Origin of the sequence: Mycobacterium hippophais (assembly GCF_027529605.1) — a bacterium.
In the GTDB taxonomy this organism is placed as follows: domain Bacteria; phylum Actinomycetota; class Actinomycetes; order Mycobacteriales; family Mycobacteriaceae; genus Mycobacterium; species Mycobacterium arseniciresistens.
In genome coordinates, this window is sequence record NZ_JAPZPY010000011.1 from 56,723 (window position 1) to 81,889 (window position 25,167).

General features: G+C 69.6%; 26 protein-coding genes. 17 read left to right on the top strand and 9 right to left on the bottom strand.

The features are described 5' to 3' along the window. Positions 1 to 17 precede the first annotated feature (17 nt). Positions 18 to 2,639: a helix-turn-helix transcriptional regulator gene (locus O6P37_RS21160; RefSeq protein ID WP_269895933.1), complete on the bottom strand. Its 2,622-nt coding sequence runs from the start codon at positions 2,637 to 2,639 to the stop codon at positions 18 to 20. Between the two features lie 93 nt (positions 2,640 to 2,732). After that, positions 2,733 to 3,188 (bottom strand): PPOX class F420-dependent oxidoreductase, encoded by a 456-nt coding sequence (locus O6P37_RS21165; RefSeq protein ID WP_269895934.1) that lies wholly within the window; start codon positions 3,186 to 3,188, stop codon positions 2,733 to 2,735. Between the two features lie 51 nt (positions 3,189 to 3,239). Here O6P37_RS21165 and O6P37_RS21170 point away from each other — a divergent pair, with 51 nt between their 5' ends. Next, positions 3,240 to 3,539 (top strand): hypothetical protein, encoded by a 300-nt coding sequence (locus tag O6P37_RS21170; RefSeq protein ID WP_269895935.1) that lies wholly within the window; start codon positions 3,240 to 3,242, stop codon positions 3,537 to 3,539. A gap of 1 nt (position 3,540) precedes the next feature. Here O6P37_RS21170 and O6P37_RS21175 read toward each other — a convergent pair whose 3' ends face one another. Both O6P37_RS21175 and O6P37_RS21180 read right to left on the bottom strand, forming a co-directional pair. After that, positions 3,541 to 3,855 carry a hypothetical protein gene (locus O6P37_RS21175; protein ID WP_269895936.1) on the bottom strand — a complete coding sequence of 105 codons (315 nt, stop codon included), beginning with the start codon at positions 3,853 to 3,855 and terminating at the stop codon, positions 3,541 to 3,543. A gap of 32 nt (positions 3,856 to 3,887) precedes the next feature. Then, on the bottom strand, positions 3,888 to 4,454 hold the full coding sequence (locus O6P37_RS21180) for a hypothetical protein (RefSeq protein WP_269895937.1): 567 nt from the start codon (positions 4,452 to 4,454) through the stop codon (positions 3,888 to 3,890). Between the two features lie 152 nt (positions 4,455 to 4,606). On the opposite strand from O6P37_RS21180, the gene O6P37_RS21185 reads away from it, so the two are divergent. Both O6P37_RS21185 and O6P37_RS21190 read left to right on the top strand, forming a co-directional pair. Beyond that, positions 4,607 to 4,900: a hypothetical protein gene (locus tag O6P37_RS21185; protein WP_269895938.1), complete on the top strand. Its 294-nt coding sequence runs from the start codon at positions 4,607 to 4,609 to the stop codon at positions 4,898 to 4,900. Positions 4,901 to 5,076: 176 nt separating this feature from the next. Then, positions 5,077 to 5,370, top strand: coding sequence for a hypothetical protein (locus O6P37_RS21190; protein WP_269895939.1), 294 nt, complete (start codon positions 5,077 to 5,079; stop codon positions 5,368 to 5,370). A gap of 65 nt (positions 5,371 to 5,435) precedes the next feature. Here the strand turns inward: O6P37_RS21190 and O6P37_RS21195 are convergent, their stop codons facing one another. Beyond that, on the bottom strand, positions 5,436 to 7,058 hold the full coding sequence (locus tag O6P37_RS21195; RefSeq protein WP_269895940.1) for an outer membrane protein assembly factor BamB family protein: 1,623 nt from the start codon (positions 7,056 to 7,058) through the stop codon (positions 5,436 to 5,438). Between the two features lie 32 nt (positions 7,059 to 7,090). Here O6P37_RS21195 and O6P37_RS21200 point away from each other — a divergent pair, with 32 nt between their 5' ends. From O6P37_RS21200 to O6P37_RS21240, 9 genes are all read left to right on the top strand, one after another. After that, positions 7,091 to 7,519 (top strand): hypothetical protein, encoded by a 429-nt coding sequence (locus O6P37_RS21200; protein WP_269895941.1) that lies wholly within the window; start codon positions 7,091 to 7,093, stop codon positions 7,517 to 7,519. Between the two features lie 110 nt (positions 7,520 to 7,629). After that, on the top strand, positions 7,630 to 9,012 hold the full coding sequence (locus tag O6P37_RS21205) for an acyl-CoA dehydrogenase family protein (protein ID WP_264013762.1): 1,383 nt from the start codon (positions 7,630 to 7,632) through the stop codon (positions 9,010 to 9,012). A 43-nt stretch (positions 9,013 to 9,055) separates the two neighbouring features. Continuing rightward, entirely contained in the window at positions 9,056 to 9,859 is an 804-nt protein-coding gene (locus O6P37_RS21210; protein WP_269895942.1) for a DUF427 domain-containing protein, read from the top strand. Between the two features lie 79 nt (positions 9,860 to 9,938). Further along, the gene (locus O6P37_RS21215; RefSeq protein ID WP_269895943.1) at positions 9,939 to 11,120 is read left to right on the top strand and encodes an alcohol dehydrogenase catalytic domain-containing protein; all 1,182 of its coding nucleotides are present in this window, start codon (positions 9,939 to 9,941) and stop codon (positions 11,118 to 11,120) included. Between the two features lie 93 nt (positions 11,121 to 11,213). Next, positions 11,214 to 13,073: a hypothetical protein gene (locus O6P37_RS21220; RefSeq protein WP_269895944.1), complete on the top strand. Its 1,860-nt coding sequence runs from the start codon at positions 11,214 to 11,216 to the stop codon at positions 13,071 to 13,073. A gap of 175 nt (positions 13,074 to 13,248) precedes the next feature. Further along, positions 13,249 to 13,686, top strand: coding sequence for a hypothetical protein (locus O6P37_RS21225; RefSeq protein ID WP_269895945.1), 438 nt, complete (start codon positions 13,249 to 13,251; stop codon positions 13,684 to 13,686). Beyond that, on the top strand, positions 13,683 to 15,020 hold the full coding sequence (locus O6P37_RS21230) for a hypothetical protein (protein ID WP_269895946.1): 1,338 nt from the start codon (positions 13,683 to 13,685) through the stop codon (positions 15,018 to 15,020). The genes O6P37_RS21225 and O6P37_RS21230 overlap by 4 nt, the downstream gene beginning before the upstream one ends. Positions 15,021 to 15,129: 109 nt before the next feature. Then, on the top strand, positions 15,130 to 16,251 hold the full coding sequence (locus tag O6P37_RS21235; protein WP_269895947.1) for a sensor domain-containing diguanylate cyclase: 1,122 nt from the start codon (positions 15,130 to 15,132) through the stop codon (positions 16,249 to 16,251). A gap of 34 nt (positions 16,252 to 16,285) precedes the next feature. After that, the gene (locus tag O6P37_RS21240) at positions 16,286 to 16,849 is read left to right on the top strand and encodes an isochorismatase family protein (protein WP_269895948.1); all 564 of its coding nucleotides are present in this window, start codon (positions 16,286 to 16,288) and stop codon (positions 16,847 to 16,849) included. Here O6P37_RS21240 and O6P37_RS21245 read toward each other — a convergent pair. Then, the gene (locus O6P37_RS21245; RefSeq protein WP_269895949.1) at positions 16,773 to 17,024 is read right to left on the bottom strand and encodes an enoyl-CoA hydratase/isomerase family protein; all 252 of its coding nucleotides are present in this window, start codon (positions 17,022 to 17,024) and stop codon (positions 16,773 to 16,775) included. The two genes, O6P37_RS21240 and O6P37_RS21245, sit on opposite strands and share 77 nt — an antisense overlap. 170 nt (positions 17,025 to 17,194) lie before the next feature. Here O6P37_RS21245 and glgX point away from each other — a divergent pair, with 170 nt between their 5' ends. Beyond that, complete coding sequence (gene glgX, locus O6P37_RS21250) at positions 17,195 to 19,300, top strand: glycogen debranching protein GlgX (RefSeq protein ID WP_408633224.1); 2,106 nt, start codon at positions 17,195 to 17,197, stop codon at positions 19,298 to 19,300. 38 nt (positions 19,301 to 19,338) lie between these two features. Here glgX and O6P37_RS21255 read toward each other — a convergent pair whose 3' ends face one another. Then, positions 19,339 to 19,707, bottom strand: a complete 369-nt coding sequence (locus O6P37_RS21255; RefSeq protein ID WP_269895951.1) for a hypothetical protein — start codon at positions 19,705 to 19,707, stop codon at positions 19,339 to 19,341. A 146-nt stretch (positions 19,708 to 19,853) separates the two neighbouring features. On the opposite strand from O6P37_RS21255, the gene O6P37_RS21260 reads away from it, so the two are divergent. Then, complete coding sequence (locus O6P37_RS21260) at positions 19,854 to 20,408, top strand: TetR/AcrR family transcriptional regulator (protein WP_269895952.1); 555 nt, start codon at positions 19,854 to 19,856, stop codon at positions 20,406 to 20,408. On the opposite strand, the gene O6P37_RS21265 is transcribed toward O6P37_RS21260, so the two are convergent. Continuing rightward, positions 20,405 to 20,761, bottom strand: a complete 357-nt coding sequence (locus tag O6P37_RS21265; protein ID WP_269895953.1) for a hypothetical protein — start codon at positions 20,759 to 20,761, stop codon at positions 20,405 to 20,407. The two genes, O6P37_RS21260 and O6P37_RS21265, sit on opposite strands and share 4 nt — an antisense overlap. Before the next feature lie 108 nt (positions 20,762 to 20,869). Here O6P37_RS21265 and O6P37_RS21270 point away from each other — a divergent pair, with 108 nt between their 5' ends. After that, a complete protein-coding gene (locus tag O6P37_RS21270) occupies positions 20,870 to 22,030 on the top strand; it encodes an acyl-CoA dehydrogenase family protein (RefSeq protein WP_264013775.1) in 1,161 nt (386 codons plus the stop codon). Between the two features lie 15 nt (positions 22,031 to 22,045). Continuing rightward, positions 22,046 to 23,152 (top strand): acyl-CoA dehydrogenase family protein, encoded by a 1,107-nt coding sequence (locus O6P37_RS21275; RefSeq protein ID WP_269895954.1) that lies wholly within the window; start codon positions 22,046 to 22,048, stop codon positions 23,150 to 23,152. Between the two features lie 6 nt (positions 23,153 to 23,158). Here the strand turns inward: O6P37_RS21275 and O6P37_RS21280 are convergent, their stop codons facing one another. Next, on the bottom strand, positions 23,159 to 24,469 hold the full coding sequence (locus O6P37_RS21280) for a maltokinase N-terminal cap-like domain-containing protein (protein ID WP_269895955.1): 1,311 nt from the start codon (positions 24,467 to 24,469) through the stop codon (positions 23,159 to 23,161). A gap of 305 nt (positions 24,470 to 24,774) precedes the next feature. Here O6P37_RS21280 and O6P37_RS21285 point away from each other — a divergent pair, with 305 nt between their 5' ends. Beyond that, positions 24,775 to 25,164, top strand: coding sequence for a hypothetical protein (locus tag O6P37_RS21285; protein ID WP_269896080.1), 390 nt, complete (start codon positions 24,775 to 24,777; stop codon positions 25,162 to 25,164). Positions 25,165 to 25,167 lie beyond the last annotated feature (3 nt).

The window sequence follows — 25,167 nt, forward strand, 5'->3', positions numbered from 1 at the left end:
TGTCCCGCCCAGCCCGTCTACCAGCCGCTGAGCGGGCCCCGGCGGACGATGCGGGCCAGCTCCTCGCGTGAGCTGGCGCCCACCCGCTGGCAGGCCCGGTAGATGTGGCCCTCGACACTGCGCACCGACATCACCAGCCGGTCGGCGATCTCCCGGTTGGACAGGTCCGCGCACACCAGCTCGACGATCTCGCGCTGGCGCGGGGTCAGCGGCTGGCCCGCCGGGTTCCGCAGCGCCGGTGTGCACAGGCCGCCGCAGTCGTCGGCGATCTGCGCCGCGAGCGTCGCGGCGTACTTGCCGCGCCTGCTCTGCCCGCTGCGGGTGTACGCGACCGCCGCCTGGGCGGCGCAGTCGGCGGCGGCAGCCCGGTCGCCGCCGGCCTGGTAGTCCATCGACGCGTCGAGCAGGCCGGCTCCGTCGTCGGCCTCGAGCGCCTCCGCGTGCCGGGCCACCACGTCGGCCAGCGGCAACCGCAGCGAGTCGGCGAGCTCGCGGGCGCGCTTCGTCATCGACGTGTCGCCCCACAGCACGATCGCCTGCACGCACGCCAGCTCGTGGGTGGGCTGGCCGCGGTCACGGGCGTCCCCGGCGGCGGCGTGGGCCACCTTGACGGCCTCGGCGAGCTCGCCGCCCGCCGCCAGCGTCCAGCCGGTGGCCAGCGACAGGTTGGTCTGCATGTAGACGTAGTCGTCCGGCACGCACCGGCGTGCCTCCTCGAGTGCATGCCGCGCGGCGTCGGCTTCGCCGAGCTTCGCGTGCGCCTCGGCGAGCCCGAAGCAGCTGGCGGCCCGCAGACCACTGGTGACGCCGTGCTGCTCGGCCCCCGCCAGCGCCTCGTGCAGCAGCTTCGCCGCGTCGCGCATCGCCCCCCGCGACAGCATCGCGTGCGCCCGCAGCGAGGCCAGGTTGGCATGGGCCAGTCCCGGTACGTCGCGTGCGGACTCGGCGAGTTCGTCGGCCCAGCGCACACATTCGTCGATACGGCCGTTGAGACGGCAGGCCCGGCCGTGCACCCCGCCGAACCAGAACCGCATCTGCGACGACTCGAACGAGGTGACCGCCCGCTCGATGGCGCGGGTGGCGAGTTCGTCGATCTCCTCGCCCCGGCCCAGTGCGCCGAGCGCCATCATCAGCGCGATGGACGCCAGCATCGCGTGCAGATCGGTCAGCGAGCCGGTGTCCAGCGCCGCGTGCGCCTTCTGCTCCGCCGCGACGCACCGGCCCAGCACCGCGTCGACCCCGGCCTCGATGGCCAGCCGCGCCGCCAGTTCGGCATCGGTCTCCGGCCCCGCCGCCAGGGCCTCCAGGATCGTCACCGCATCGCGGGGGCGGCCGAGCAGCCACGTCAGGTTCGCGGCCCGCAGCGTCGCCCAGTGGTGGCTGTCGGCGCGGTCGCCGGTGCCGATCTCCGAGAGCACCTCCTCCGCCCGGTCGCCGCAGCCGAGCAGGATCATCGTCATCGCTCGCAGCGGAGCGGCCTCGGGCGCACCGGCTTCGGCTGCGGCAGTGGCGAACCGGTCGGCCGCGTCGGGATCGAGGAGTGCCAGCTCGTGGCGCGCCGCCTCGAGATAGAGCTGCGGGTCGGGCGGCAGATCGGACTCCAGGGTGAGCAGTGCGCGCCGGACCGTCGCCTGCATGTCGCCGTCGGACTGTTCGCCGAGCCTGCGGGCCAGCTTCCCGCGAAGGCTGGACAGGTACATCTCGCCGGCGGCCGCCCGACGCAGTTCGCCGTAGAGCGGGTGGGCCAGCCGGGCGGTCAGCCCCGCAGGCGTCCGCTCGACGTTGACCAGCCGCATCTGCTCGGCCGTCTCGAGGTCGCTGCGCTGTGCCAGATCGCACAGCACGTCGACGTTCAGCGGCTCGCACTGCGAGAGCAGGTCGACCACGAGGGCCGGTCCGGGCGTGAGGCTGCCGAGCTGGCGGCCGACCATGTCGGTGATGCCCTGGGAGACGGCCACGTCGCCATCCCACATCCACACCCCGGCCACCTGGCGGATGCGGCCCGCCGCCACCTGATCCTTGAGCAGCTGCAGCAGATACAGCGCGTTCCCGCCGGTGAGCTTCCAGAACCGCCGCGCCGTGCGGCTGTCCACCGGCCCTTCCAGGGTCTTCTCGATCAGGGTGCTGGTGGCCTCGGCCGACAGCGGCTCGAGGTCGAGCCGCGCCAGCAGCCCGTCCTTCCACAGCGCGGTCACCGCGTCCGGCTCCTCCGCACCGGCGCGCACCGTCACCACCAACCGCACACCGGCCGACTGCGCGAGCTGGTGCACGACGTGCGCGGACAGGCCGTCGAGCAGGTGGGCGTCGTCGACGCCGACCAGTACCCGGCCGTGGCGATGTTGTGGCACAAATGAATTGATGAGGCGGCGCACACTGGTCAGAGCCTCCGACATGGCCGGGCTGATCGTCGCACTGAACGCGCCGAGCGGCAGCGGCCGCGCCGACTCGGTGCCGACCACCCAGGCCACCCGATCGTTCGCAGTTGCGCTGCGCGCCAACACTTCCCGCGCCAGCCTGGTCTTTCCCACGCCCGCGGCACCGACGATGACCACGCCGGCGTAGCCGCCTCCCCCGCCCAGGGCACGGCGAATGAGCGCCAGCTCATTCTCCCGCCCCATCAGCGAATTCCCGCTGATCACAGGCCGAATATAGCCCTCGTCAATATCCGGGGGCGGCGATTCGACAGGTTCGATCGTGATGCGGCACACACACGCCGACGGCCCCGCGAGGGTCTACGCCGGCGGGAAACCGCCTGTGGCAATGGGTCCCCACCGCACCGGCGTGACTCTGATCAGGCACTTGCCCTGCGCGACCATCGCCTGGCGATACTCCGTCCAGTCGGAATGCTCGCCCGCCACCGCCCGGAAGTACTCCACCAGTGGTTCGACCGCGTCGGGCAGCAGGATCACCTCGGCGTCGCCGTCGACCTGGACGTAGGGGCCGTTGAAGTCGTCGGACAACACGGTGACGCTGGCGCGCGGAGTGCGCCCGATGTTGCGCGACTTCGCCCGCTGCGGGTAGCTGGCGATCACCAGGCGGCCGTCGTCGTCGACGCCGCCGGTGACCGGCGAGCTCTGCAGTCCGCCGTCGGCGCGGAACGTCGTGAGCACCATGCGGTGCCGCGGCCGGACGAATTCGAGCAGGCCGGGCAGGTCGACGGGGTCTGCGGTGGCGATCTTCGGAGCCATGCGACCGACAGTAGCGACGGCTTGTCGGTGGCGGCGGCTAGCGTGTCGAACATGAGTTCGAATGATGCATTGAACACGTTGTTGGACAGGCTCGATGCCGCCGACCGGTCGCTGGCGGCGCTACCCCTGTCCGACATGACCCCACGAGAATTGGAGGAGGTGTTACGCCGGCTCGACCGGTCGATCGCGCTTGCCGACGAATTACAGCAACGGCTGCTCGGCCGGTTGATCACCATCGGCAACCCGATCCGGATGGGCGGCGCCACCTGGGCGGAGGTGCTGTCACGACATCTGCGCATCTCGCCCGCCGAGGCGCAGCGCCGCGTCGCCAGGGCGGCGCACGCCGCGTGAGTCACCGGGCGTCAGGCTTGCGCTTCAGCGTCCAGGCCGGAATCCAGTGGGTGACGGGCCTGCGTCGCGGACCGTAGGCGACGTCGTAGGTGACAAGACCCCACCAGTAACCCTGCTCGCACATCCCCCAGCAGGTCAGCCGGCCTTCGACGACCGAGTGCATCTGCAGGCCGGCGGGTTGGTAGCCGCCCACGCGGTGCGGCTCTCGCGGGAACACCGCCGCCAGGTCGATCAGGACCGTGACCGGCGGTTCCACCGCCCGGAAGGCGTGCTGGGTCGGCTGCCCGTTGTAGCCGATCGACTTCAGCTCGCCCACCGTTCGATCATACGTTCGAATGACCGTCGAAGTCACCGACGGGTTGGGACCACCACGGCGTACGGCCGCGGGAAGCCGAGGCCGGTCAGGCACGCACCGCGGATCGCCGCGATAGGCACCCGCACCACGGTGCCCGACGACGGCTCGTAGCACTGCAGCTGACTGCCGAGCCAGCTGTCGTCGTCGCGGTGGCGATCGGTGAGCAGCACCCAGTGCCGGGGCAGCCAATTGCCGATCAACATCGCCACCGGGAGCTTCCGGTCGAGGGCGGCCAGGACGTCGGCCAGGCCGTCGCGCCGGCCGCGGCACAGTCGCCAGCGATACCGAACGCCGTGGGCGGCGGCCTGCGCGGTGAGCGCGCGGGCCATCCCCGCCGGCGTCGTCCCGAGCCGACGCGGCCAGATGCGATTCACCTCGGCGTGGATGCGACCCTGCTCGCCGGCGAACCAGTCGCGGCCGGACGCGGTGACGGCGTACCCCGACGGGTTCAGCAGGGCGGCGCGGTGGCCCGGATCCATCAGCGCGCCCGCGACGACGGCGACGGCCGGACCGCATGTCAGGCCGTCACGCTGCCGAAGACGCAGTGCCGACAATTCCATCGCGCTTAAGTGTGCGGCGTCGCCGGTGTGCGCGCCACGAAGCGCGCACTTCCTGCCACCGGTCGATCAATTTCTGCCAGCGGAATTAAACCCCTGACCTGCGAGTTCAAGGAGTCAGAAGACAACGAGAAACACAAGAAAGAAGCAAGGCCATGAACAAGTTCGGATTCGCCACCATCGCCGCCAGCGCCTTCGCCGCCGCCTTCATCGGCCTCGCCGGCCCCGCCGCCGCCGCACCCACCGGCCCCGGCAACGCCGAACAAGCCATCGAAGAACTGCGCTCGCAGGGCTACCGCGTTCAGGTCAACCGCCTCAACGACGTCCCGCTCGACGAAGCCCGCGTCGTCTCGGTCAGCCCCAACGCCAGCACCCGGCCCAACGCCGTGCGCTCCAACGACAAGAACACCTCCACCTTCAGCCCGACGGTCACCGTCAGCGTCAAGTAACACCACCCATCCGACGACGGCCCCCGGAAAAACCGGGGGCCGTCGTCGTGTCGGCGAGCGTCCAGCGATCACTTCCTGCCACCGGTCAACCAATTACTGCCAGCGGAATTAAACCCCTGACCTGCGGGTTTAAGCAGTCAGAAGACAACGAGAAACACCAAGAAAGAAGCAAGGCCATGAACAAGTTCGGATTCGCCACCATCGCCGCCAGCGCCTTCGCCGCCGCCTTCATCGGCCTCGCCGGCCCCGCCGCCGCCGCACCCACCGGCCCCGGCAACGCCGAACAAGCCATCGAAGAACTGCGCTCGCAGGGCTACCGCGTTCAGGTCAACCGCCTCAACGACGTCCCGCTCGACGAAGCCCGCGTCGTCTCGGTCAGCCCCAACGCCAGCATCCGCCCCGACGCCATCCGCTCCAACGACAAGAACAACAACACCTTCAGCCCGACGGTCACCATCACCGTCAAGTAACACCACCCACCACCGACGACGGCCCCCGGAAAAACCGGGGGCCGTCGTCGTATGAGCTTTCGGTGCTAGGGCACGAGGCCGACGACGCGATCGGTATCGCACTGCGCGATGACGGCGCCGGCGACGACCTGGAGGTCACGGACGGTCTCGCCGCGCGGGCACGGCGGCGGGCTGCTTAGTGGCTCCTGCGTCGGACGGGCCGGGTCGACGAGAAACAGCGGCGCATCACGCTTCTCCGCCGCGACCAGGAGTCTGTCGTCGAGCCACGCCGTGTTCGGCCGCTCGTAGTTCGTCGGAACGGGAACGGAGCCCAGCGGCACCGGCGTCGACCGGTGACTGCGGTGATCGCGCATCATCCAGGTACCGCCACTGTGGACGAGCAGGAAGCCGTTGTGGGCGGTGGAAACGGCTGTTGCGCCCGACATCTCGTCGACGACCCGCCCGCCCGGGTCGATCACGAGGGTCTTGTCCGTCGCCGATCCGCGGTCGTCCCACTCGGTGAACGACGCCACATAGACGTCGGTGCCTGCCGTCGGCGCGTATTCACCGGGCACATCGGTGAATACGCCGGTGTGCGCGTCGATGAGCGACGGCTTCGAACAGTCGTAGGCGAATTGGCCGGGGGTGCCGGGGTGAAGAGTCGGATTGCTGCACGAGATGGGCTGGCTCCAGCGCTCACGTCCGGTGGTGGGATCGAGGGAGTGGAAGCGGGTGCGGCTGTCGGACCCGCTCACGGCCGCGTCGGCGGTGAAGACCGCCATGCCGAGTGCGTCGACCGATCCGGTTGCCGCGGTCACCTTGCCGCCGCTGCTGTACCCGCGACGCCACAGCACCTCGCCGGTGCCGCCGTCGAACGCGATGATCCCGTGATAGAGGAAGACCACGACGATCCCCGACCTGTCATCCCGGTCGCGGCGCACCACCAGGAGTCGTCCACTGGTTCCGTAGTCGGTGGCGTGCCAACGTTTCTCGCCGGTCCAACCGTCGTAGGCGGTGATCTCCCTACGGGTGTCGACGACGAAGCCGTTGCCGGCGCCGTAGGCCTCGGGCAGGTTCTCGCCGTCCTCGAGCGGAATCTCGTAGCGGACGGGGCCCACCGCATCGGGCGTCGCGGCGGGCGGAGCGGCCTTCGCGATGAGATCGGGAGCCCAGACGCCGCTGCGGTGGTCCGCAACGGTGCGGTAGCCCACGATGGGAACGACGACCAGCACGACGAGGGCGACACAGCACGCCGTCCTGCCACTGACCGGGCCGGCGACGGCAGCCGTGGCGAGCGCGGAGACCGTCGCCACGACGGCACACAGCACTGCGATGACCGCGAGGATGCTCGCGCCGGTGCTGTCCGCGAAGGGCAGCCCGTCCCAGGCCCGGAAGACCCCGAACGCCATCCAGAGCGCCCAGGCGCAGAGTCCCGCGGCGACGAAGCCTGCGACCTTCATCAGACGGGTCGCGCGGGAGTCCCTGCCGATCAGCCGTGGCACTGCGGCGGCGAACACCCATACCCCGGCGACCGCGGCGATGACGCCCATGGCGGTGAGCGAACGCGACGTCACGTCGCCCGATGACCGGATGATCCACATGACCACCGGCGCGACGACCGCAGGCACCGCCGCCGAGACCGCAAGGCCGACAGCCACGCCGAGCCCGAAGCGGCGCCGTCGACCGCGCGTCGCGGAATCCTTGCTCACGCATCGATCGTAGGGGCGGTTCACGACCGCAAATGACGGCAGATCCAGCGTCGACCGATCACTTCCTGCCAGCGGTCGGCCAATCACTGCCAACGGAAATCAATCCCCTGACCTGGTGGTTTGAACAGTCAGACCACAACGAGAAACACCAAGAAAGAAGCAAGGCCATGAACAAGTTCGGATTCGCCACCATCGCCGCCAGCGCCTTCGCCGCCGCCTTCATCGGCCTCGCCGGCCCCGCCGCCGCCGCACCCACCGGCCCCGGCAACGCCGAACAAGCCATCGAAGAACTGCGCTCGCAGGGCTACCGCGTTCAGGTCAACCGCCTCAACGACGTCCCGCTCGACGAAGCCCGCGTCGTCTCGGTCAGCCCCAACGCCAGCATCCGCCCCAACGCGATCCGCTCCAACGACAAGACCAACAACAATTTCAGCCCGACGGTCACCATCGACGTCAAGTAACACCACGCACCACCGACGACGGCCCCCGGAGAAATCCGGGGGCCGTCGTCGTGGGCAGCTCAGGTGAGTCGAGGTTTCGCGGCGACGTCTCGCGGCTAATCCGTCGATCGATGACCTTCGACCTGACGCCCACCATCGCGCAGCACGACCTCGCGCGGCGCGCCCACGAGTTCGCCGAGCAGTGCATCCGTCCCGTGGCGCAGGAGTACGACAAGCGCCAGGAATTCCCGTGGCCGGTGCTGGAGGAGGCGGCGCAGCGGGGCTTCTACAGCCCGTTGTTCTATCGCGACCTGATCGGCGACCCCACCGGCCTGTCCCTGCCGATGTTCATGGAGGAGCTGTTCTGGGGTTGCGCAGGCATCGGGCTGGCCGTCGTGATGCCCGCGCTGGCGCTCTCGGCGATCGGGCAGGCCGCGTCGCCGGAGCAGATGCTGCAGTGGGCACCCGAATGTTTCGGCACTCCAGGCGATCTCAAGCTCGCCGCGCTGGCCATCTCGGAACCCGAGGGCGGCAGCGACGTCCGCAACCTACGCACCACGGCGCGTCGCGACGGTGGCGACTGGATCATCGACGGCCACAAGATGTGGATCGGCAACGGTGGCATCGCCAACGTGCACGTGGTCAACGCCGTGGTCGACCAGGAACTCGGCCACCGCGGGCAGGCGATGTTCATCGTCCCGGGCGGCACACCCGGCCTGCAGCTGGTGCGCAAGCTCGACAAGCTGGGCTGCCGGGCGTCGCACACCGCCGAGCTGAAGTTCGACGGCGTGCGGGTACCCGGCGAGAACCTCCTCGGCGGGAACGAGAAGCTCGAGCACAAATTGGAGAAGGCTCGCGAGGCCGTCGAGGGCGCGCGCCGTTCCGGTTCGGCGTCGCTGGGCACCTTCGAGCAGACCCGGCCGATGGTCGCCGCGCAGGCCCTCGGAATCGCCCGTGCCGCACTGGAATACATGACCGAGTACGCCAACCGGCGGGAGGCGTTCGGCGCACCCATCATCGACAACCAGGGCATCTCCTTCCCCATCGCCGACATCGCGACGCAGATCGACGCGGCGCGGCTGCTCACCTGGCGGGCGTCGTGGATGGCCGCCACCGGTGTGCCGTTCGACCGGGGCGAGGGGTCGATGTCCAAGCTCGCCGCGAGCGAGGTGGCGGTCAAGGCCACCGAACGCGCCATCCAGACCATGGGCGGCTGGGGCTACATCACCGACCACCCGGTGGAGAAGTGGTACCGCGACGCCAAGCTGTACACCATCTTCGAGGGCACCAGCGAGATCCAGCGGATGGTGATCGGGCGCGCGCTCGGCGCCGCCGACGGTGCGCCGCCCCTGCACGTCGACCTCGAACCGAGCGGCGGGCCGCTGAACCGCTGGTTCGGCCGCGGCACCCCGTTGCGCGGCCGCGCCGCCGACGCGGCCCTCGGCGCGAAGGACCGCGTCCCCGACCCGGTGATGCGGCTGGCGATGAAGGTGCTCCAGCCGCCGAGGAAGTAGGCGGCGGGCAGGAGCGAAGCGACCCGGGAAAGCTGAGGGGCTCATGGCGATACGCATGCTGGACGCGCTCGGCGGGAACGTCGGGGCGCTGCGCTTCGAGCCGACCGAGAAGCGGGTGCGGGTGTCCCTCGGCGGTGAGCCCGTCGCCGACACCTGCCGGGCCCGGCTGGTGTGGGAACCGCGCCGCATCGTGCCGGCCTACGCCGTGCCCATCGACGACCTCACCGCCCAGCTGGTTCCCGCGGGCGCCGAATCGGGAATCGACGACGACGACACCGGCCGTCCCGTCCTCGATCCGTCCGTGCCGTTCGCCTCACACAGCTGTGCCGGCACGCCGTACGACGTGATCGCCGGGGACCAGACCGGCGCGGCCGCGGCCTTCGCACCCGAGGACTCCGACCTCGACGGCTACGCGATCCTCCAGTTCGACCCATTCGACTGGCGCGAGGAGGACGAGCGGATCGTCGGGCACCCGCACGATCCGTTCAGCCGCATCGACGTGCTGCGCAGCGACCGCCACGTCGTCGTCGAGCTGGATGGCACCCGGCTCGCGGAGTCGACCCGGCCGATGCTGCTGTTCGAGACCCAACTGCCGGTGCGCTTCTACCTGCCGCGCGAGGACGTCACCGCCGACCTCGAACCCAGCGACACCGCGAGCTACTGCGCCTACAAGGGCCGCGCCCACTACTTCTCCCTTCCCGGTGGACCGCGCGACCTCGCCTGGACCTACCCGGACCCGCTGCACGACGCCGAACCGGTGCGCGACCGGGTGTGCTTCTTCGACGAGAAGGTCGACGTCGTCGTCGACGGTCACCGCCGAGACCGGCCGACCACCCCCTGGAGCTGACCCGGCGCCCGTTTGGGGCACCACATTGCGGGCATGCCCCCTTGAAACCCGATCAGCACGAAATCGCGGAGGAGGACGTATGCGTGCCGTCACCTGGCAGGGCCGTCGGAAGGTGTCCGTCGACACGGTGCCCGACCCGGCCATCAAGGAACCGACCGACGCGATCATCAAGGTCACCAGCACCAACATCTGCGGCTCGGACCTGCATCTCTACGAGGTGCTCGGTGCGTTCATGAGCCCCGGCGACATCCTCGGCCACGAGGCGATGGGAGTGGTCGAAGAGGTCGGCGCCGAGGCGGGATCGGCCCTGAAGGTCGGCGACCGGGTGGTGATCCCGTTCAACATCTCCTGCGGGTCCTGCTTCATGTGCGACCACGGCCTGCAGAGTCAGTGCGAGACGACGCAGAACCGCGACCAGGGCACCGGCGCCGCGCTGTTCGGCTACTCCAAGCTGTACGGCGAGGTCGCCGGCGGACAGGCCGAATACCTGCGTGTTCCGCAGGCGCAGTACACCCACATCAAGGTGCCCGACGACGGGCCCGACGACCGCTACGTCTACCTGTCCGACGTGCTGCCCACGGCGTGGCAGGCCGTGGAGTACGCCGAGGTGCCCGCCGGCGGCACGCTCGTCGTGCTGGGACTCGGGCCGATCGGCGCGATGTCGTGCCGCATCGCCGCCCACCGCAAGGACTGCCGGGTGATCGGCGTCGACCGGGTCACCGAACGGCTGGACCGCGCGCGGCCGTTCTGCGCCGAGGTGGTCGACATGCGCACCGAGGACGTGGACGCCGTCGTCGCCGACCTCACCGAGGGCCGTGGCGCCGACGCGGTGATCGACGCGGTGGGGATGGAGGCGCACGGATCGCCGATCGCCGAGGCGGCGCAGACCGCGAGCGGCTTCCTGCCCGCGCCGGTGGGCCGGCTGGTGATGAAGAACGCCGGGGTGGATCGGCTGGCCGCGCTGAACTCCGCCATCTCGCTGGTCCGCCGCGGCGGCACCATATCGCTCAGCGGGGTGTACGGCGGCGTCGCCGACCCGATCGACATGAAGACGCTGTTCGACAAGCAGATCCAGCTGCGGATGGGTCAGGCCAACGTCAAGCGGTGGGTGCCGGAGATCCTGCCGCTGCTGACCGCCGAGGATCCGCTCGGCGTGGAGTCGTTCGCGACGCACCGGCTGCCGCTCGACGCCGCGCCGGGCGCCTACGAGACGTTCCAGAAGAAGGAAGACGGGATGGTGAAGGTCGTCCTACAACCGTGACCGCTGGATGAATTACCCGGTACCCCTGGTTTCGGGTCGGCCGTCTCTGGCAATATTACCCAGCGGTAGGTTTGGTCCGCGCGACTTGGGGAGATGACAGTGGGGTTGTTCGACCAGGTTTCCAGCGTCTCGGTGCTGGCCGCCGAGGGCTCAGAGGGCGGCGGCGCCGCCATCAACGAGATCATCGGCCTGACCGCCGCGGGCGGCGTCGTGACTGCGGTGCTGCTCTGGATCGGCTGGATGCACCGACAACGCAAGATCACCTGGCTCAGGAAGCTGGCCGACTGGGGCGGGCACCGCTTCAAACGCCCGTCGTGGGTGGCGCTGCCCATCGCGATGTTCACGACCTCCATCATCTGCGCGCTGTTCGGCTTCATCTGGGACGTCAGCCTGCACATCGGCAACGGCCGCGACGACGGCGCGCTGGCAAACCCGGCCCACTACTTCATCCTGATCGGCCTGTTCGGCATTTTCGTCGCCGGCTGCACGGCGATGGTGCTGCCCCTGGACGGGGAGCGGCCCGGCCCGGCCGCGGTCCGCATCACCGATGACTGGTACGCACCGGTCGGCGGCATCGTGATGGCCGGCTGTGGCCTCTACGCGCTGATGGGCTTCCCGCTCGACGACATCTGGCACCGCATCTTCGGCCAGGACGTCACGTTGTGGGGACCCACCCACCTGATGATGATCGGCGGCGCCGGCTTCTCCACCCTCGCCGCTGCGTACCTCGAGTACGAAGGCAAGCGTGCGAAGGGTCCTGACGCGCCGAAAGACGGCCTCGGGCTGAAGTTCATGATGTACCTGGCCTTCGCGGGTGTCCTGATCGGCGCGTCGGTCTACCAGATCGAATTCGACTTCGGCGTGCCGCAGTTCCGGCAGGTGTTCCAGCCGATGCTGATCGCTGCCGCGGCGGCGCTGGCGCTGGTGATGGCCCGGATCTTCCTGGGTCGTGGCGCGGCCCTGATCGCTGCCATCATCGCCATCGGCCTGCGCGGCATCGTCGCCTTCATCGTGGCCCCGGTGCTCGACGCACCGGTCAACTGGTTCGCGCTCTACCTCGGCGCGGCGTTGGTCGTCGAGATCCTGGCCCTGACGCCGCTGTACAAGCGGCCCGTCGTATTCGGACTGGTCGCCGGACTCGGCATCGGCACCCTGGGCATCTGGCTGGAATCGCTGTGGGTGAACGCCGTCTACCCCCTGCCGTGGCCCGCCAGCATCTGGCCGGAGGGCCTGGCCATGGCGGTTCCGGTCGCGATCCTCGTCGGAGGCTGCGGCGGGATGATCGGCATGGTGCTGACCGGCCAGAAGCTGCCGCGCCGGGCGATCGGCGCCGGCCTGGTCGCGTTGACCGTGCTCGTGATCGGGGTGGCCACCGCCAACGGCCTGCGTTACGACGTGCCCCAGAATGCGACCGCCGCGTTCACGTTGACCGAAGCGCAGGGCCCGGGCGAGGGCCGTTACGTCACCGCCGACGTGCGCTTCAACCCGCCGGACGTCATCAGCGACGATCCGAACTGGGTCGCGGTGCTGGGCTGGCAGGGCGGGCTGCCCAATGAGACGGGTCAGTTCGTCGACCCCCTCGAGAAGGTCGGTCCCGGACACTTCGTGTCCACCGAACCGATGCCGGTGTCGGGCACCTGGAAGACGCTGCTGCGGGTGCACGACGGCCGGACGCTGGCCGCTGTGCCGATCTACCTCGCCGGCGATGCCGGGATCGGCGCGCAGGAGGTGCCGGCGGACGCACAGTTCACCCGGCCGTTCGTCTCGGAGATCACCATCCTGCAGCGTGAGCGCAGCCCGGACATCCCGCAGTCGCTGTGGCTGATCGGCTGCCTGGTCGTGCTGCTCTGCACGCTGGCGATGATCTCCGGCATCACCTGGGGTGGCGGCCGGATCAACAACAGCGAACCGTCCGAGAGCGACGCGGAACTGCAGCCCTCAGCGCAGGCATGACGGGTCGGCCCGACGTCCAGCTGCTCGCCGATCACCCGATCTGGCTTGCGGTCCCGGCGTTCGCCCCGGCGTTCGTCGTCGCCGGCGTCGTGGTCTACATCGCGGTGAAGAACCGTCGCAGAGGAGACGGGCCTCACAGTGAAGGGATAGGCGCGACAGACCAAGATGGGTGATCGTGACAGCGCTTAGCAGATTCCTCGTACTAGCAGCCACGACAACCCTTCTCGCCGGTTGCGGCGGCGGTGGCGACGGAGCGGACGGCGGCGGCAGCACCGCCGCGTCGAGCACCCCGTCGGTCACCACCGTCGCACCGTCGGACATGACCGACCAGCAGAAGGCGCCCGACCGGTTGACGGTCGAGGTGAAGATCCAGGGTGGCGAGGTGACTCCGACCAACGCCGCGCTGCAGGCCAAGGTGGGTCAGCCGATCGTGATCCGGGTGGACAGTGACGCCGCCGACGAACTGCACGTGCACTCGGTGCCCGAGCACAGCTTCCCCGTCGAGGCCAAGCCCGGTCAGCAGTTCCAGTTCACCGTCGACGTGCCCGGCAACGTCGACATCGAACTGCACGACGCGGGCAAGGTCGTCGCGACCATCCAAGTCCAGCAGTGACGGCGGGCGCCTCCACCGCGATCCTCGCGCACGGCCTCGGCGGCTCGACCGACCTGCCGATCCCGTTCACCTATGCGTTGATCGGCGCGGCGTGGGCGCTGACGTTCACCTTCGCCGTCGTCGCGCTGGCGTGGCGCACGCCGCGGTTCGACCCGGACAAGCCGGGCCGGGCGCTGCCGCAGTGGGTGACCACCGCGGTGGACGCCCCCGCCACGAGGTGGGTCGTCGCGGCGATCGCGCTGGTCTTCACCGGCTGGGTGGCGATGGCCGCGTTCTTCGGAGCCGACGGCGCCGACAACCCGCTGGCCGGCGTGTTCTACGTGCTGATCTGGGTGGGCGTGCCCGCGCTGTCGCTGTTCGTCGGCCCGGTGTGGCGGGCGGTGTCGCCGGTGCGCTGCGCCTACCGAGTCGCGACCCTGGGGCGCGCCCGCGACGGCAGGCCGTATCCCGAGCGGCTCGGGTACTGGCCTGCGGCGGCGGGACTGTTCGCCTTCGTCTGGCTGGAGCTGGCCAGCGCTGATCCCGGTTCGCTGCAGGCGATCCGCACCTGGCTGCTGATCTACCTCGCCGTCATCGCCGCAGGGACGCTGTGGTGGGGGCTGCGCTGGCCGGCCCGCGCCGATCCGTTCGAGGTCTACAGCGTGGTGGCGTCGCGGCTCTCGCCGCTGCGCCGCGACCGGGAGTCCGGGCGCATCGCGATCGGCAACCCGTTCGACCACCTGCTGACGCTGCCGGTGCGCGGCGGCACCCTCGCGGTGCTCGCGGTGCTGCTGGGCTCGACGGCCTTCGACAGCTTCTCGGCGACGCCGGCGTTCCGCACCTTCGTCGACGAACACACGTCCTCGGCGGCGGCGGCGACGCTGGTCCGGACCGCCGGCCTGCTGGTGTTCATCGGGGTGGTGGCCGGCACGTTCTGGTTCGCGGCCCGCGCGACCGGCGGGGTCGACACCGCGCTGCGCCGGAAGCTGCCCGGCCTGATGGCGCACTCGCTCATCCCGATCGTCATCGGGTACATCTTCGCCCACTACCTGACCTACCTGATCGAGCGCGGGCAGCAGACCGTGATCCGGCTGGCCGACCCGCTGGACCGGGGCTGGAACCTGTTCGGGCTCGCGGATGCCGAGGTCAGCTACGTGCTGTCGATGCATCCGGCCGTGCTGGCGACGCTGAAGGTGGGCTTCGTGGTTGCCGGTCACATCGCGGGCGTCATCGCCGCGCACGACCGCGCGCTGCGGCTGCTGCCCCGCGCCCACCAGCTGACCGGCCAGCTGGCGATGATGCTGGTGATGGTCGGCTACACGTTCATGGGCCTGTACCTGCTGTTCGGCGGGTAATCCGCCGTACCACAGGTACGGATTTCTTGATAACGTCATGGCCGGGGCCGCCCGAGCACACCACGATCTCGGAGTTGTTGCGGGATGTGGGCGCCGACTGGGAGGCCGTATGACGAGCGCGATACGCGACTGGTGGCGGCAACCCGACCACTACTACTGGCTCACCGCGATGCTGGCCGCCCGCGGCGTGCAGGCCAGCACGTGCCGGCTGTTCGCCAGTGCGCTCGCCGGTTTCGCCGGCGTCGTCTTGGTGTCGCTGGCCAGCCCAGCCGGCCCGCACGGCCGTCTCGGCGCCACCGTCGCGCTGGTCGTCGCCACCTGTCTACTCGCGCTGGCCGCCACCTTCCTGCTGCACGGCTGGCTGAGTCGTGCGCAGTCGTCGTTCTTCGTGGTCGTCGTGGCCACCTGCATCTCCGCGGTGTGCCTGGTCCAGGCCGACCCCTTCAACGGGATGTTCGGCGCGACCGCGTTCGCCGTCCTCGCCGGCTACATCGCCTTCTTCCACACACCGCGCTACATGGCACTGAACTTCGTCATCTCCACCGCAACCGGGGCGGCGCTGGCGGTCCGCCTCGGCGAGGCCGGCGACACGGCGCTCGCCACCTCCACACTGCTGTTCCTGGTGCTGGTCAACTTCGGCGTGCCGTTCGCCTGCCAGTCGCTGGTGCACCTGCTCGGGATCAACATCCACAACGCCGAGATCGACCCGCTCACCGGCCTGCTCAACGAGGAGGCGTTCTACCGCACCGCGTCGGCGTTCATCGCCGCCCGCAACCGCGACGACGACCGCTACCTCGTGATCGTGGTCGTCGACCTGGACAGCTATGCGCTGCTGACGCAGACGGAGGGCCGGGTGTCCGGGGAGCGGGCCCGCGTCGCCGTGGGTCAGACCCTTCGGGAGACCACCCGGCAGAACGCCGTCATCGCCCACGTGCCGCAGTCGGAGTTCCTGATCGTCGACAGCTTCCCCACAACCGACAGCTCGCCGCTGGTGGAGCGCGTCCGCAGTGCGATCAAGGTGACCCCGCCGCGCACCAGCGCGAGCATCGGCGTGGTCAGCACCCCGATGCGCGGCCTCGCCCAGCATCCGCCCTACGAGGTGCTCACCGAGCTGATCGGCATCGCCCGCTCGGCCGTCGGCGAGGCCCGGCGCGACGGTGGAAACCAGGCGCACTACATCGTCTGCCCCGCCCTCACCGCCTGCGAGGGCGACGAACCGCCGCGCTTCTGAGCGCCGCTCCGCGGTCCGGGGATACCGTTGTGACATGCGGGCATTGATCATCGTCGACGTCCAGAACGATTTCTGCGAGGGCGGGTCGCTGGCCGTCGAGGGCGGCACCGGTGTCGCGCGGGGCATCACCGAACTGCTCGGCTCCCACGGATACGACCACATCGTCGCGACGAAGGACTACCACATCGATCCGGGGTCGCACTTCTCCGACGACCCGGACTTCCGAGACTCCTGGCCACCGCATTGCGTCGTCGGCACACCCGGCGTCGACTTCCATCCCGCGTTCGAGCACGTTGCCGTGGAAGCGGTGTTCCACAAGGGCCACTACTCCGCCGCCTACAGCGGCTTCGAGGGCGTGCACGGCGACGAGGACCCGGCGCAGGCCACCACCCTGGCCGACTGGCTGCGCGCTCGCGACGTCGACACCGTGGACGTCGTCGGCATCGCCACCGACTACTGCGTGAAGGCCACCGCCGCCGACGCGGCCGCCGCCGGATTCACCACCCGGGTGCTGCTCGACCTCACCGCGGGGGTGTCGCCGACGACCACCGCCGAGGCCGTCGACGCGCTGCGGGCGGCGGGCGTCGAGGTGGCCTGACGCGCACGTTTTCGTCCCCGTCGCACCGGGTATAGGCCTGCACCAGTTCGTCCCGCATCCCGTCACCGACGGCGTTGCGCCGGTCCGGCCGGTTCAGGGTGATGGTGGCCACACCGGCGTGGACGTCGACCAGCAACGTGCGGTAACGGGGCTGGTCGGGGCGGCTCGACACCATGGACTCCTCTCCGGAGCGGGACGGCTGGAAGAACGCTCGTGATGCTCCCGCATCGCGGGGACCCGTATCGTCGCCTTGGTCATTCCAGGGAAGTAGGAGAGTGCACTTTGGTTCGAGCCAGCTCGAGCAAGCCCGCCCCACCGGCCGACGCGCCCGCCGCGCTCGCCGACATCTGGCCGGGCAAGGCCTATCCGCTCGGCGCGACGTACGACGGCTTCGGCACCAACTTCGCGGTGTTCAGTGAGGTCGCCGAACGGGTAGAGCTGTGCCTGTTCGACGCCGACGGTCAGCAGACCGGCTGCGTCACGCTGCCCGAGGTCGACGGCTTCGTGTGGCACGGGTTCATCCCCAACATCGAACCCGGCCAGCGATACGGCTACCGCGTGCACGGCCCGCACGATCCCGCCAACGGGCTGCGCTGCAACCCGAACAAGCTGCTGCTCGACCCGTACTCCAAGGCGATCGACGGCACGTTCGACTGGGGTCAGCCGCTGTTCGGCTACAACTTCGGCGAGCCGGACAGCCGCAACGACGACGACTCGGCCGACTTCATGCCGAAGTCGGTGGTGATCAACCCGTTCTTCGACTGGGGCGTGGACCGCCCGCCGAAACACGAGTACGCCGACACGGTGATCTACGAGGCCCACGTCAAGGGACTCACCCAGACCCATCCCGACATCCCCGAGCAGATCCGCGGCACCTATTCCGCGGTGGCCCATCCGGTGATCATCGACCACCTCAAGGCGCTCGGCGTCAACGCCATCGAGCTGATGCCGGTGCACCACTTCGCCAACGACTCCACCCTGATCGACAAGGGCCTGTCGAACTACTGGGGCTACAACACGATCGGCTTCCTGGCGCCCGATCCCAAGTACAGCTCGAGCAACACCCCCGGCGGGCAGGTGCAGGAGTTCAAGGCGATGGTGCGCACGCTGCACGAGGCCGGCATCGAGGTGATCCTCGACGTGGTCTACAACCACACCGCCGAGGGCAACCACATGGGTCCGACGGTCTCGTTCCGCGGCATCGACAATGCGGCGTACTACCGCCTGGTGGACGACGACAAGCGTTACTACATGGACTACACCGGCACCGGCAACAGCCTCAACGCCGGCAGCCCGCACGCGCTGCAGCTGATCATGGACTCGCTGCGGTACTGGGTCACCGAGATGCACATCGACGGATTCCGGTTCGATCTGGCCTCCACGTTGGCCCGCGAGTTCTACGATGTCGACCGGCTGTCGACGTTCTTCGAACTCGTGCAACAGGATCCGACGGTCAGCCAGGTGAAGCTGATCGCCGAACCGTGGGACGTCGGGCCCGGCGGCTACCAGGTCGGCAACTTCCCGCCGCAGTGGACCGAGTGGAACGGCAAGTACCGCGACACGGTCCGCGACTACTGGCGCGGTGAGTCGGCCACGCTCGACGAGTTCGCCTCCCGGCTGACCGGTTCGTCGGACCTCTACGAGCACACCGCTCGCCGACCGGTCGCCTCGATCAACTTCGTCATCGCCCACGACGGCTTCACGCTGCGGGACCTGGTGTCCTACAACGAGAAACACAACGACGCCAACGGCGAGGACAACAACGACGGCGAGAGCCACAACCGGTCCTGGAACTGCGGTGTCGAGGGCCCGACCGACGATCCCGAGATCAACGCGCTGCGGTCCAAGCAGCAGCGCAACTTCCTGACCACCCTGCTGCTGTCGCAGGGCGTCCCGATGATCGCGCACGGCGACGAGCTGGGCCGCACCCAGCACGGGAACAACAACGTCTACTGCCAGGACAACGAACTGTCCTGGATCGACTGGTCCACCGCGGACACCGATCTGATGGAGTTCACCCAGGCGGTGTCCGCGCTGCGGGCCGCGCACCCGGTGTTCCGCCGCCGCCGGTTCTTCAGCGGCAGGCCGGTCCGGCAGAAGGGCGGACCCGGCCTGCCCGACATCGCGTGGTTCTCCCCCGACGGCTCGGAGATGACCGACGAGGACTGGGAGAGCGGATTCGCCAAGTCGGTGGCGGTGTACCTCAACGGTGACGGCATCCCGGACCTCGACGACCGGGGCCAGCGCGTGGTCGACGACTCGTTCTTCCTGTGCTTCAACGCCCACCACGAGCCGATCGACTTCACCATGCCCGGCGAGGAGTTCGGGGCGTTGTGGAAGCCGGTCATCTACACCGGGGGCAACGGCGCCGGGCACAGCGAGCCGGTGCCGGCCGGGACGACGTTCAGCGTCGACTCGCGCGCGGTGATGGTGCTGCAGGCGGGCGACTGAGCCGGCGGGGCCGCCCGCCCCGCGTCACTCGACGGGGGTCATTCAACGACGTCGAAGAATGACTCGCCGTCCTCCGGTGTCCCGCTGACCTGACCCTCGTCGGTGCCGTGCCGCTGCGTGTCGAGGTGGTCGAGTTCGTCGTCGCTCACCGAGACGACGTCACCGCCGTCCGTGATGTCGCCCGCGACCGCTTCGCCGTCCGCGGCGACGTCGGGCACCTCGTCGGAAAGCCGCTCGTCGAGGGTCTCGTCCTCCTTGGGCTCGATCCACCGCTCCGGCGGGTCGACGACGTCGTCGCCGTCGTTGTTGCGCACCTCGTCGGAGTCCAGCGCCTCTGACGGGCGCAGCGATTCACCCTCTCCGCCGACGTCGTTGGCGGAATCGGCGGCGTTGTTCTCGGTGCTCATGGGAGACCTCCTGGATCGGTCCGGTGCGGCCTGCTGTCGCCTGCCCGGTTGCCCCTCCGGCCGCGGCGCTAAACGCGGCTGCCCGCGGGGGCAAATTTTCGCCAGTGTCAATGGCGGCCGGGGGCGGTGACCGTATGCTGCGCGTCATGGCGTCGCAGCGCGACCAACCCCTGTCGTTCGACGACTGGGTGGAAGCCGGGTTCGCCCTGCTTGCCGAGGGCGGCTTCGACGCGTTGCGCATCGGCCGGCTCTGCGAGCGGCTCAGCGTGACGAAGGGCAGCTTCTACTGGCACTTCGCCGACATCCAGGCCTACCGTGCCGCGCTGGTCGATTCGTGGACCGAGCTGCGCGCCGCGGACCGCCGCCGGCTGATATCGATGGGTGACGTGGACCCGCGGGAACGGCTGGCCCGGATGATGGGCATGCTGGCGCGCCCGGACCACTGGTCGGTGGAGCGGGTGATGCGGGCCTGGGCGCTGACCGACGACCGGGTCGGCGAGAGTGTCCGCCGGGGCGACCAGCGGGTGTTCGCCGCGGTCCTGCAGGCGTTCACCGACTACGGCTTCGAACCCGGCGACGCGGCGCTGCGCTCGGGCCTGCTGTTCGGCGCCGGCCTCGGCCTGCTGCACGGATCGGACCCCGCCGTCGACGCGTCGCCGGAGGTACGCGAACGGCTGCTGGAGTTCCTGCTGCGCGACTAGGTGATGCCGCAGGCCCGGTCGAGGCGTTGCAGCAGGTCGTGGGCGGCCAGTTCGACCTGCTTGTGCCGCCACTCGGCGGCCCGGTACACGCAGGCGATCAGGCCCGTGCGGTGCAGCCGCCGGAAATCGCCGTAGCCGAAGGCGTAGCGCGCCTTGGTGCCGTCGGTCGCGCCGTCGGTGAGCGCGAGATGCCAGGCGGCGTAGTCGTCCCAGGAGTGTTTGTCGAGGTAGGCGTTCTGCGCGTCGGCGCGGGGCTGGACCTCACCCCAATCGCTGTCGAGCACATACTGGCGCGCCTCGATGAGACCTCGGGCCTTCTCCACCGCGGCGTCGTTGAGCAGGTACTTGGCCATGGCCCACATTGTCCGCCCCCGCGGCGCTCGGGAGTGCGCCAGCGACCCGACCAACCGGGTGGTTTACGGTACATACAAGCCTGATTACCGACGAGTAGGGAGGCAGCCATGCAACTGGCGCTGACACCGGAGGAAGCCGCCTTCCGGGACGAGCTACGCACCTTCTACACCACCAAGATCCCCGCCGACGTCCGTGAGCGCTCACGCCGCGGCGGCGAGGTGTCCAAAGAGGACATCATCACCAGCCACAAGATCCTGCACGAGCACGGACTGGCGGTGCCGAACTGGCCCGTCGAGTGGGGCGGTAAGGACTGGACGCCCACCCAGCACCAGATCTGGCTCGACGAGATGCAGCTGGCCAGCGTCCCCGAGCCGCTGACCTTCAACGCGAAGATGATCGGCCCGGTGATCGCGGAGTTCGGCTCGCAGGAGATGAAGGAACGGTTCCTGCCGCCGACCGCGTCGCTGGACATCTGGTGGTGCCAGGGCTTCTCCGAGCCCGAGGCCGGCTCGGACCTCGCCTCGCTGCGCACCACCGCCACCCGCGACGGCGACTCCTACGTGGTCAACGGCCAGAAGACCTGGACCACGCTCGGCCAGCACGCCGACTGGATCTTCAACCTGGTGCGCACCGACCCGCAGGCGCCCAAGCGCCAGGCCGGTATCTCGCTGCTGCTCATCGACATGAACACCCCGGGCATCACGCTGCGGCCGATCAAGCTCGTCGACGGCAGCTACGAGGTCAACGAGGTGTTCTTCGAGGACGTCCGGGTGCCCGCCGACCAGCTCGTCGGTGAGGAGAACCAGGGCTGGAGCTACGCCAAGTTCCTGCTCGGCAACGAGCGCACCGGCATCACCCAGGTCGCCCGCACCAAGCTGAAGCTCTCCGACGTCAAGGCCCGCGCCAAGGAATCCGGCCTGCTCGACGACCCGCTGTTCGCCGCCCGTCTGGCCGAGGCCGAGAACGACGCGCTGGCACTGGAGCTCACGCAGATGCGGGTGGCGTCCGGATCGGTCGACGGCAAGCCCAACCCGGCGTCGTCGGTGCTCAAGCTGCGCGGCAGCCAGCTGCAGCAGATCGCGACCGAACTGCTGGTCGAGGTGGCGGGCGCCGACGCGCTGCCGTTCGACGCCGGCGACGACATCGCTTCGCCGTACTGGGCCCAGCACGCGGCGCCCACCTACCTGAACTACCGCAAGACCTCGATCTACGGCGGCAGCAACGAGGTGCAGCGCACCATCATCGCCTCCACCATCCTCGGACTGTGAGATAGGAAGCAACTCATGGACTTTCAGCTCAGCGAAGAGCAGGTGCTGCTGCGCGACACCACCCGTGACGTGCTGGCCCGCAGTTACGACCCGGAGAGCCGCCTCAAGGTGATCGACACCGAGCTGGGGTGGAGCCGCGACGTGTGGAACCAGCTCGCCGAAATCGGGATCCTCGGACTGGGTTTCGAGGAGGACGCCGGCGGGGCGCTGGAGATCATGGCGGTGGCCACGGAGATCGGCCGCAGGCTGGCGCCCGAGCCGGTGCTGCACGCCGCCCTGGGTCCCGGCGCGCTGATCGCCGAGGCGGGCACCGACGAGCAGCGCGGTCTGCTCGACGAGGTGGCCGCGGGCCGGCGACTGCTGGCCTTCGCCCACGTCGAGCCGGGCATGCGCGGTGCCTCCGGCACGATCGCGACCAAAGCTGTGCGGCAAGGGGATTCGTGGTCGCTCAGCGGACGGAAGAACCCGGTGCTCGCAGGTGACTCCGCGGACACGCTGGTGGTCAGCGCGGCACTGCCCGACGGCGGCACCGGACTGTTCCTGGTGGAGGCCGACGCGGTCACCCGCACGGGCTACCGAACCTTCGACGGCCAGCACGGCGCGCAGATCGATCTGGCCGACGCACCGGCGCAACCGCTGGGATCGGCGTCCGATGCTTCCGAGGCGATCTCCCGCACCGTCGTCCGCCTGCAGTCCGCACTGTGCGCCGAGGCACTCGGGGCGATGGAGGAGGCGCTGCGGCTGACCACCGAATACCTCACCAGCCGTAAGCAGTTCGGTGTCACGCTGAACAAGTTCCAGACGCTCACCCAGCGCGCCGCCGACATGTACGTCTCGCTCGAACTGGCGCGTTCCATGAGCATGTACGCCGCCATGTCGATCGCGGACGGCAACTTCGACCCGGCGGTCTCGGCCCGGGCGAAGCTGCAGATCTGCCGCTCCGGGCGCCACATCAGCCAGGAGGCGATCCAGCTGCACGGCGGCATCGGCGTCACCGCCGAATACCCGGTCGGGCATTACGCGGCGCGCCTGACGGCCATCGAGCACACGCTCGGCTCGGCGGGTGACCAGCTGAACGTGCTGACCGGCCGGCTCACCGACTACGAGGTCGCCACGCTGTAGGGGCTGCTACCCGACGAGGCGGGCGATCGAGTCCAGCGGGATGGGCAGCCACCCCGGCCGGTGACGGCTCTCGTAGCCCGCCTCGTACACGGCCTTGTCGAGTTCGTAGGCCGCCAGCAGCTCGGCCGAGTCGCGGGGGTCGGCACCACACGCGGCGGCGTATCCGTCGCAGAACGCACTCACGTTGCGCTGCGCCCATTCCCGGGCACGGCCGGCCTGCTGCGGATCGGTCTCCGTCGCACCCTCGATCAGCTGCTGGTGGGCGGCGTACTCGTAGGACCGCAGCACACCGGCGACGTCCCGAAGCGCCGAGTCCGGACGCCTGCGCTCGTCGAGCGGCTGGCCGGGCTCACCCTCGAAGTCGATGAGCAGCCAGGCGGCCCCGGTGCGCAGCACCTGCCCCAGGTGCAGGTCGCCGTGCACCCGCTGCACGGTGATCGACTGCTCGGCCAACTTGCGGTAGCGCTCCTCGATCAGCGGGACGTAGCGGCCGATCTCGGGCACCGCGCCCGCCACCGAGCGGAGCCGCTCGAGCACCGTGTCGGTGGGGAACGGCACGTCCGAGGTGCCCAGTTCGTCGGCGAGCGTGGCGTGCACCGACGCGACGGCCTCGCCGAGCAGGCGCGACTCGGCGACGAATTCGTCTGCGGCGACGCTGTTCTGACCGTCGCCGAACAGATTCCGGGTACTGGCCAGCGCCATGTCCCAGCCCTCGGTGGAGCCGCCGGCGAACTCGGTGACCATGCCCATCGCGTAGGGCTGCCTGTCCATCGTCGTCTCGATCGACCCCAGCAGACGCGCGACGTGCGGGTTGCCCGCCCGCGCGAGAACCCGGTTGAGCTCGATGTCGGGGTTGACGCCGGGGGTGATGCGGCGGAAGGCCTTGAAGATGGCTTCGCGGCCGAAGATGACGCTGGTGTTGCTCTGCTCGGCGCCCGACACCCGGGCCGCCGCGTCCGTCGGCAGCACGGCGCCGGGTTCCTTGACGAAGCGGACGCCGTCGATGTCGGCATCGTCGTCGATCAGCGACAGCAGGTGCTGCGTGGCGGCCGGGTCGAACAGCGCGTCGTAGGCGGCGCGGCCGTCGTCGGCGCCGATCACCGCACCGGCGGGGACGTCGGCGGGAGTGGTGTCGGCGTGACCGACCAGCAACTGGTAGCGCTCGGCGGCGCCGTCGGCGTAGGAGACGTCGAGCAGAACCATGTCGAGGTCGGGCCGCAGGGAGATCACCCGGCCCGGGCGGGCCTCGGCGAGGCGTCGGGTGCGCCCGGCGTACCACCGCTGCTGCGGTAACCAGGTGTCGAACGGCAGGTTCATCGCTGGGCTCCAGATCGTCGGACGAGGTCACTGTTCCGTCGCCCCCTGAAACCTACCCATGACGGCCCGAACCGAATCGTGGCCCGCCGGGCCGGTTTCCGGGTCGCCGGCGGCGACTCGAGGTAACGGTTGAAACCCCGGTGGTAACGCGTTACGGTTTCGGCGTCTGTGATCGGCCCGTCGGGGTGACCGCCCGGGCGATCAGCAAAACTTTGAGTAGGAATTCGGGTGGGCCTGTGGCTGAGTCGACGCCAAACGATGGTGAAGCTCCGGTAATCGTCAGTCTTTCCGATGCGGCGATGCACATGTATTCGGCCGCCATCGACGCCCTGCCCGACGCGGGCGATCCCGAATTCCCGGAGCGGGCGGCCGTGGTGCTGACGGGTATGCGCAAGCTGCTCGGTGCGATGTCGGAGGCGGCGAGCCACAGCCGGATCAACCCGTCGGTGATCGTCGCGCTCAGTGGCGTGCGCAACCGCTACGACGCGCTGATGGAGGACGCGGCCGGCGGGCCCGGCGCCACGCTGGGCCAGCGCCTCTACGTCGCCCGCAACCGCGCGAAGCTGAGCACCAAGGAAGCCGCCAACGGCGTCGGACTGCGCCGCGACCTGATCGAGGCCGTCGAGTCCGAGGAGCAGGCGAGCGAGTCGGAAAGCGCCAGGATCAAGGACCTCATCGCCGCGCTCGGCGGCTGAGCC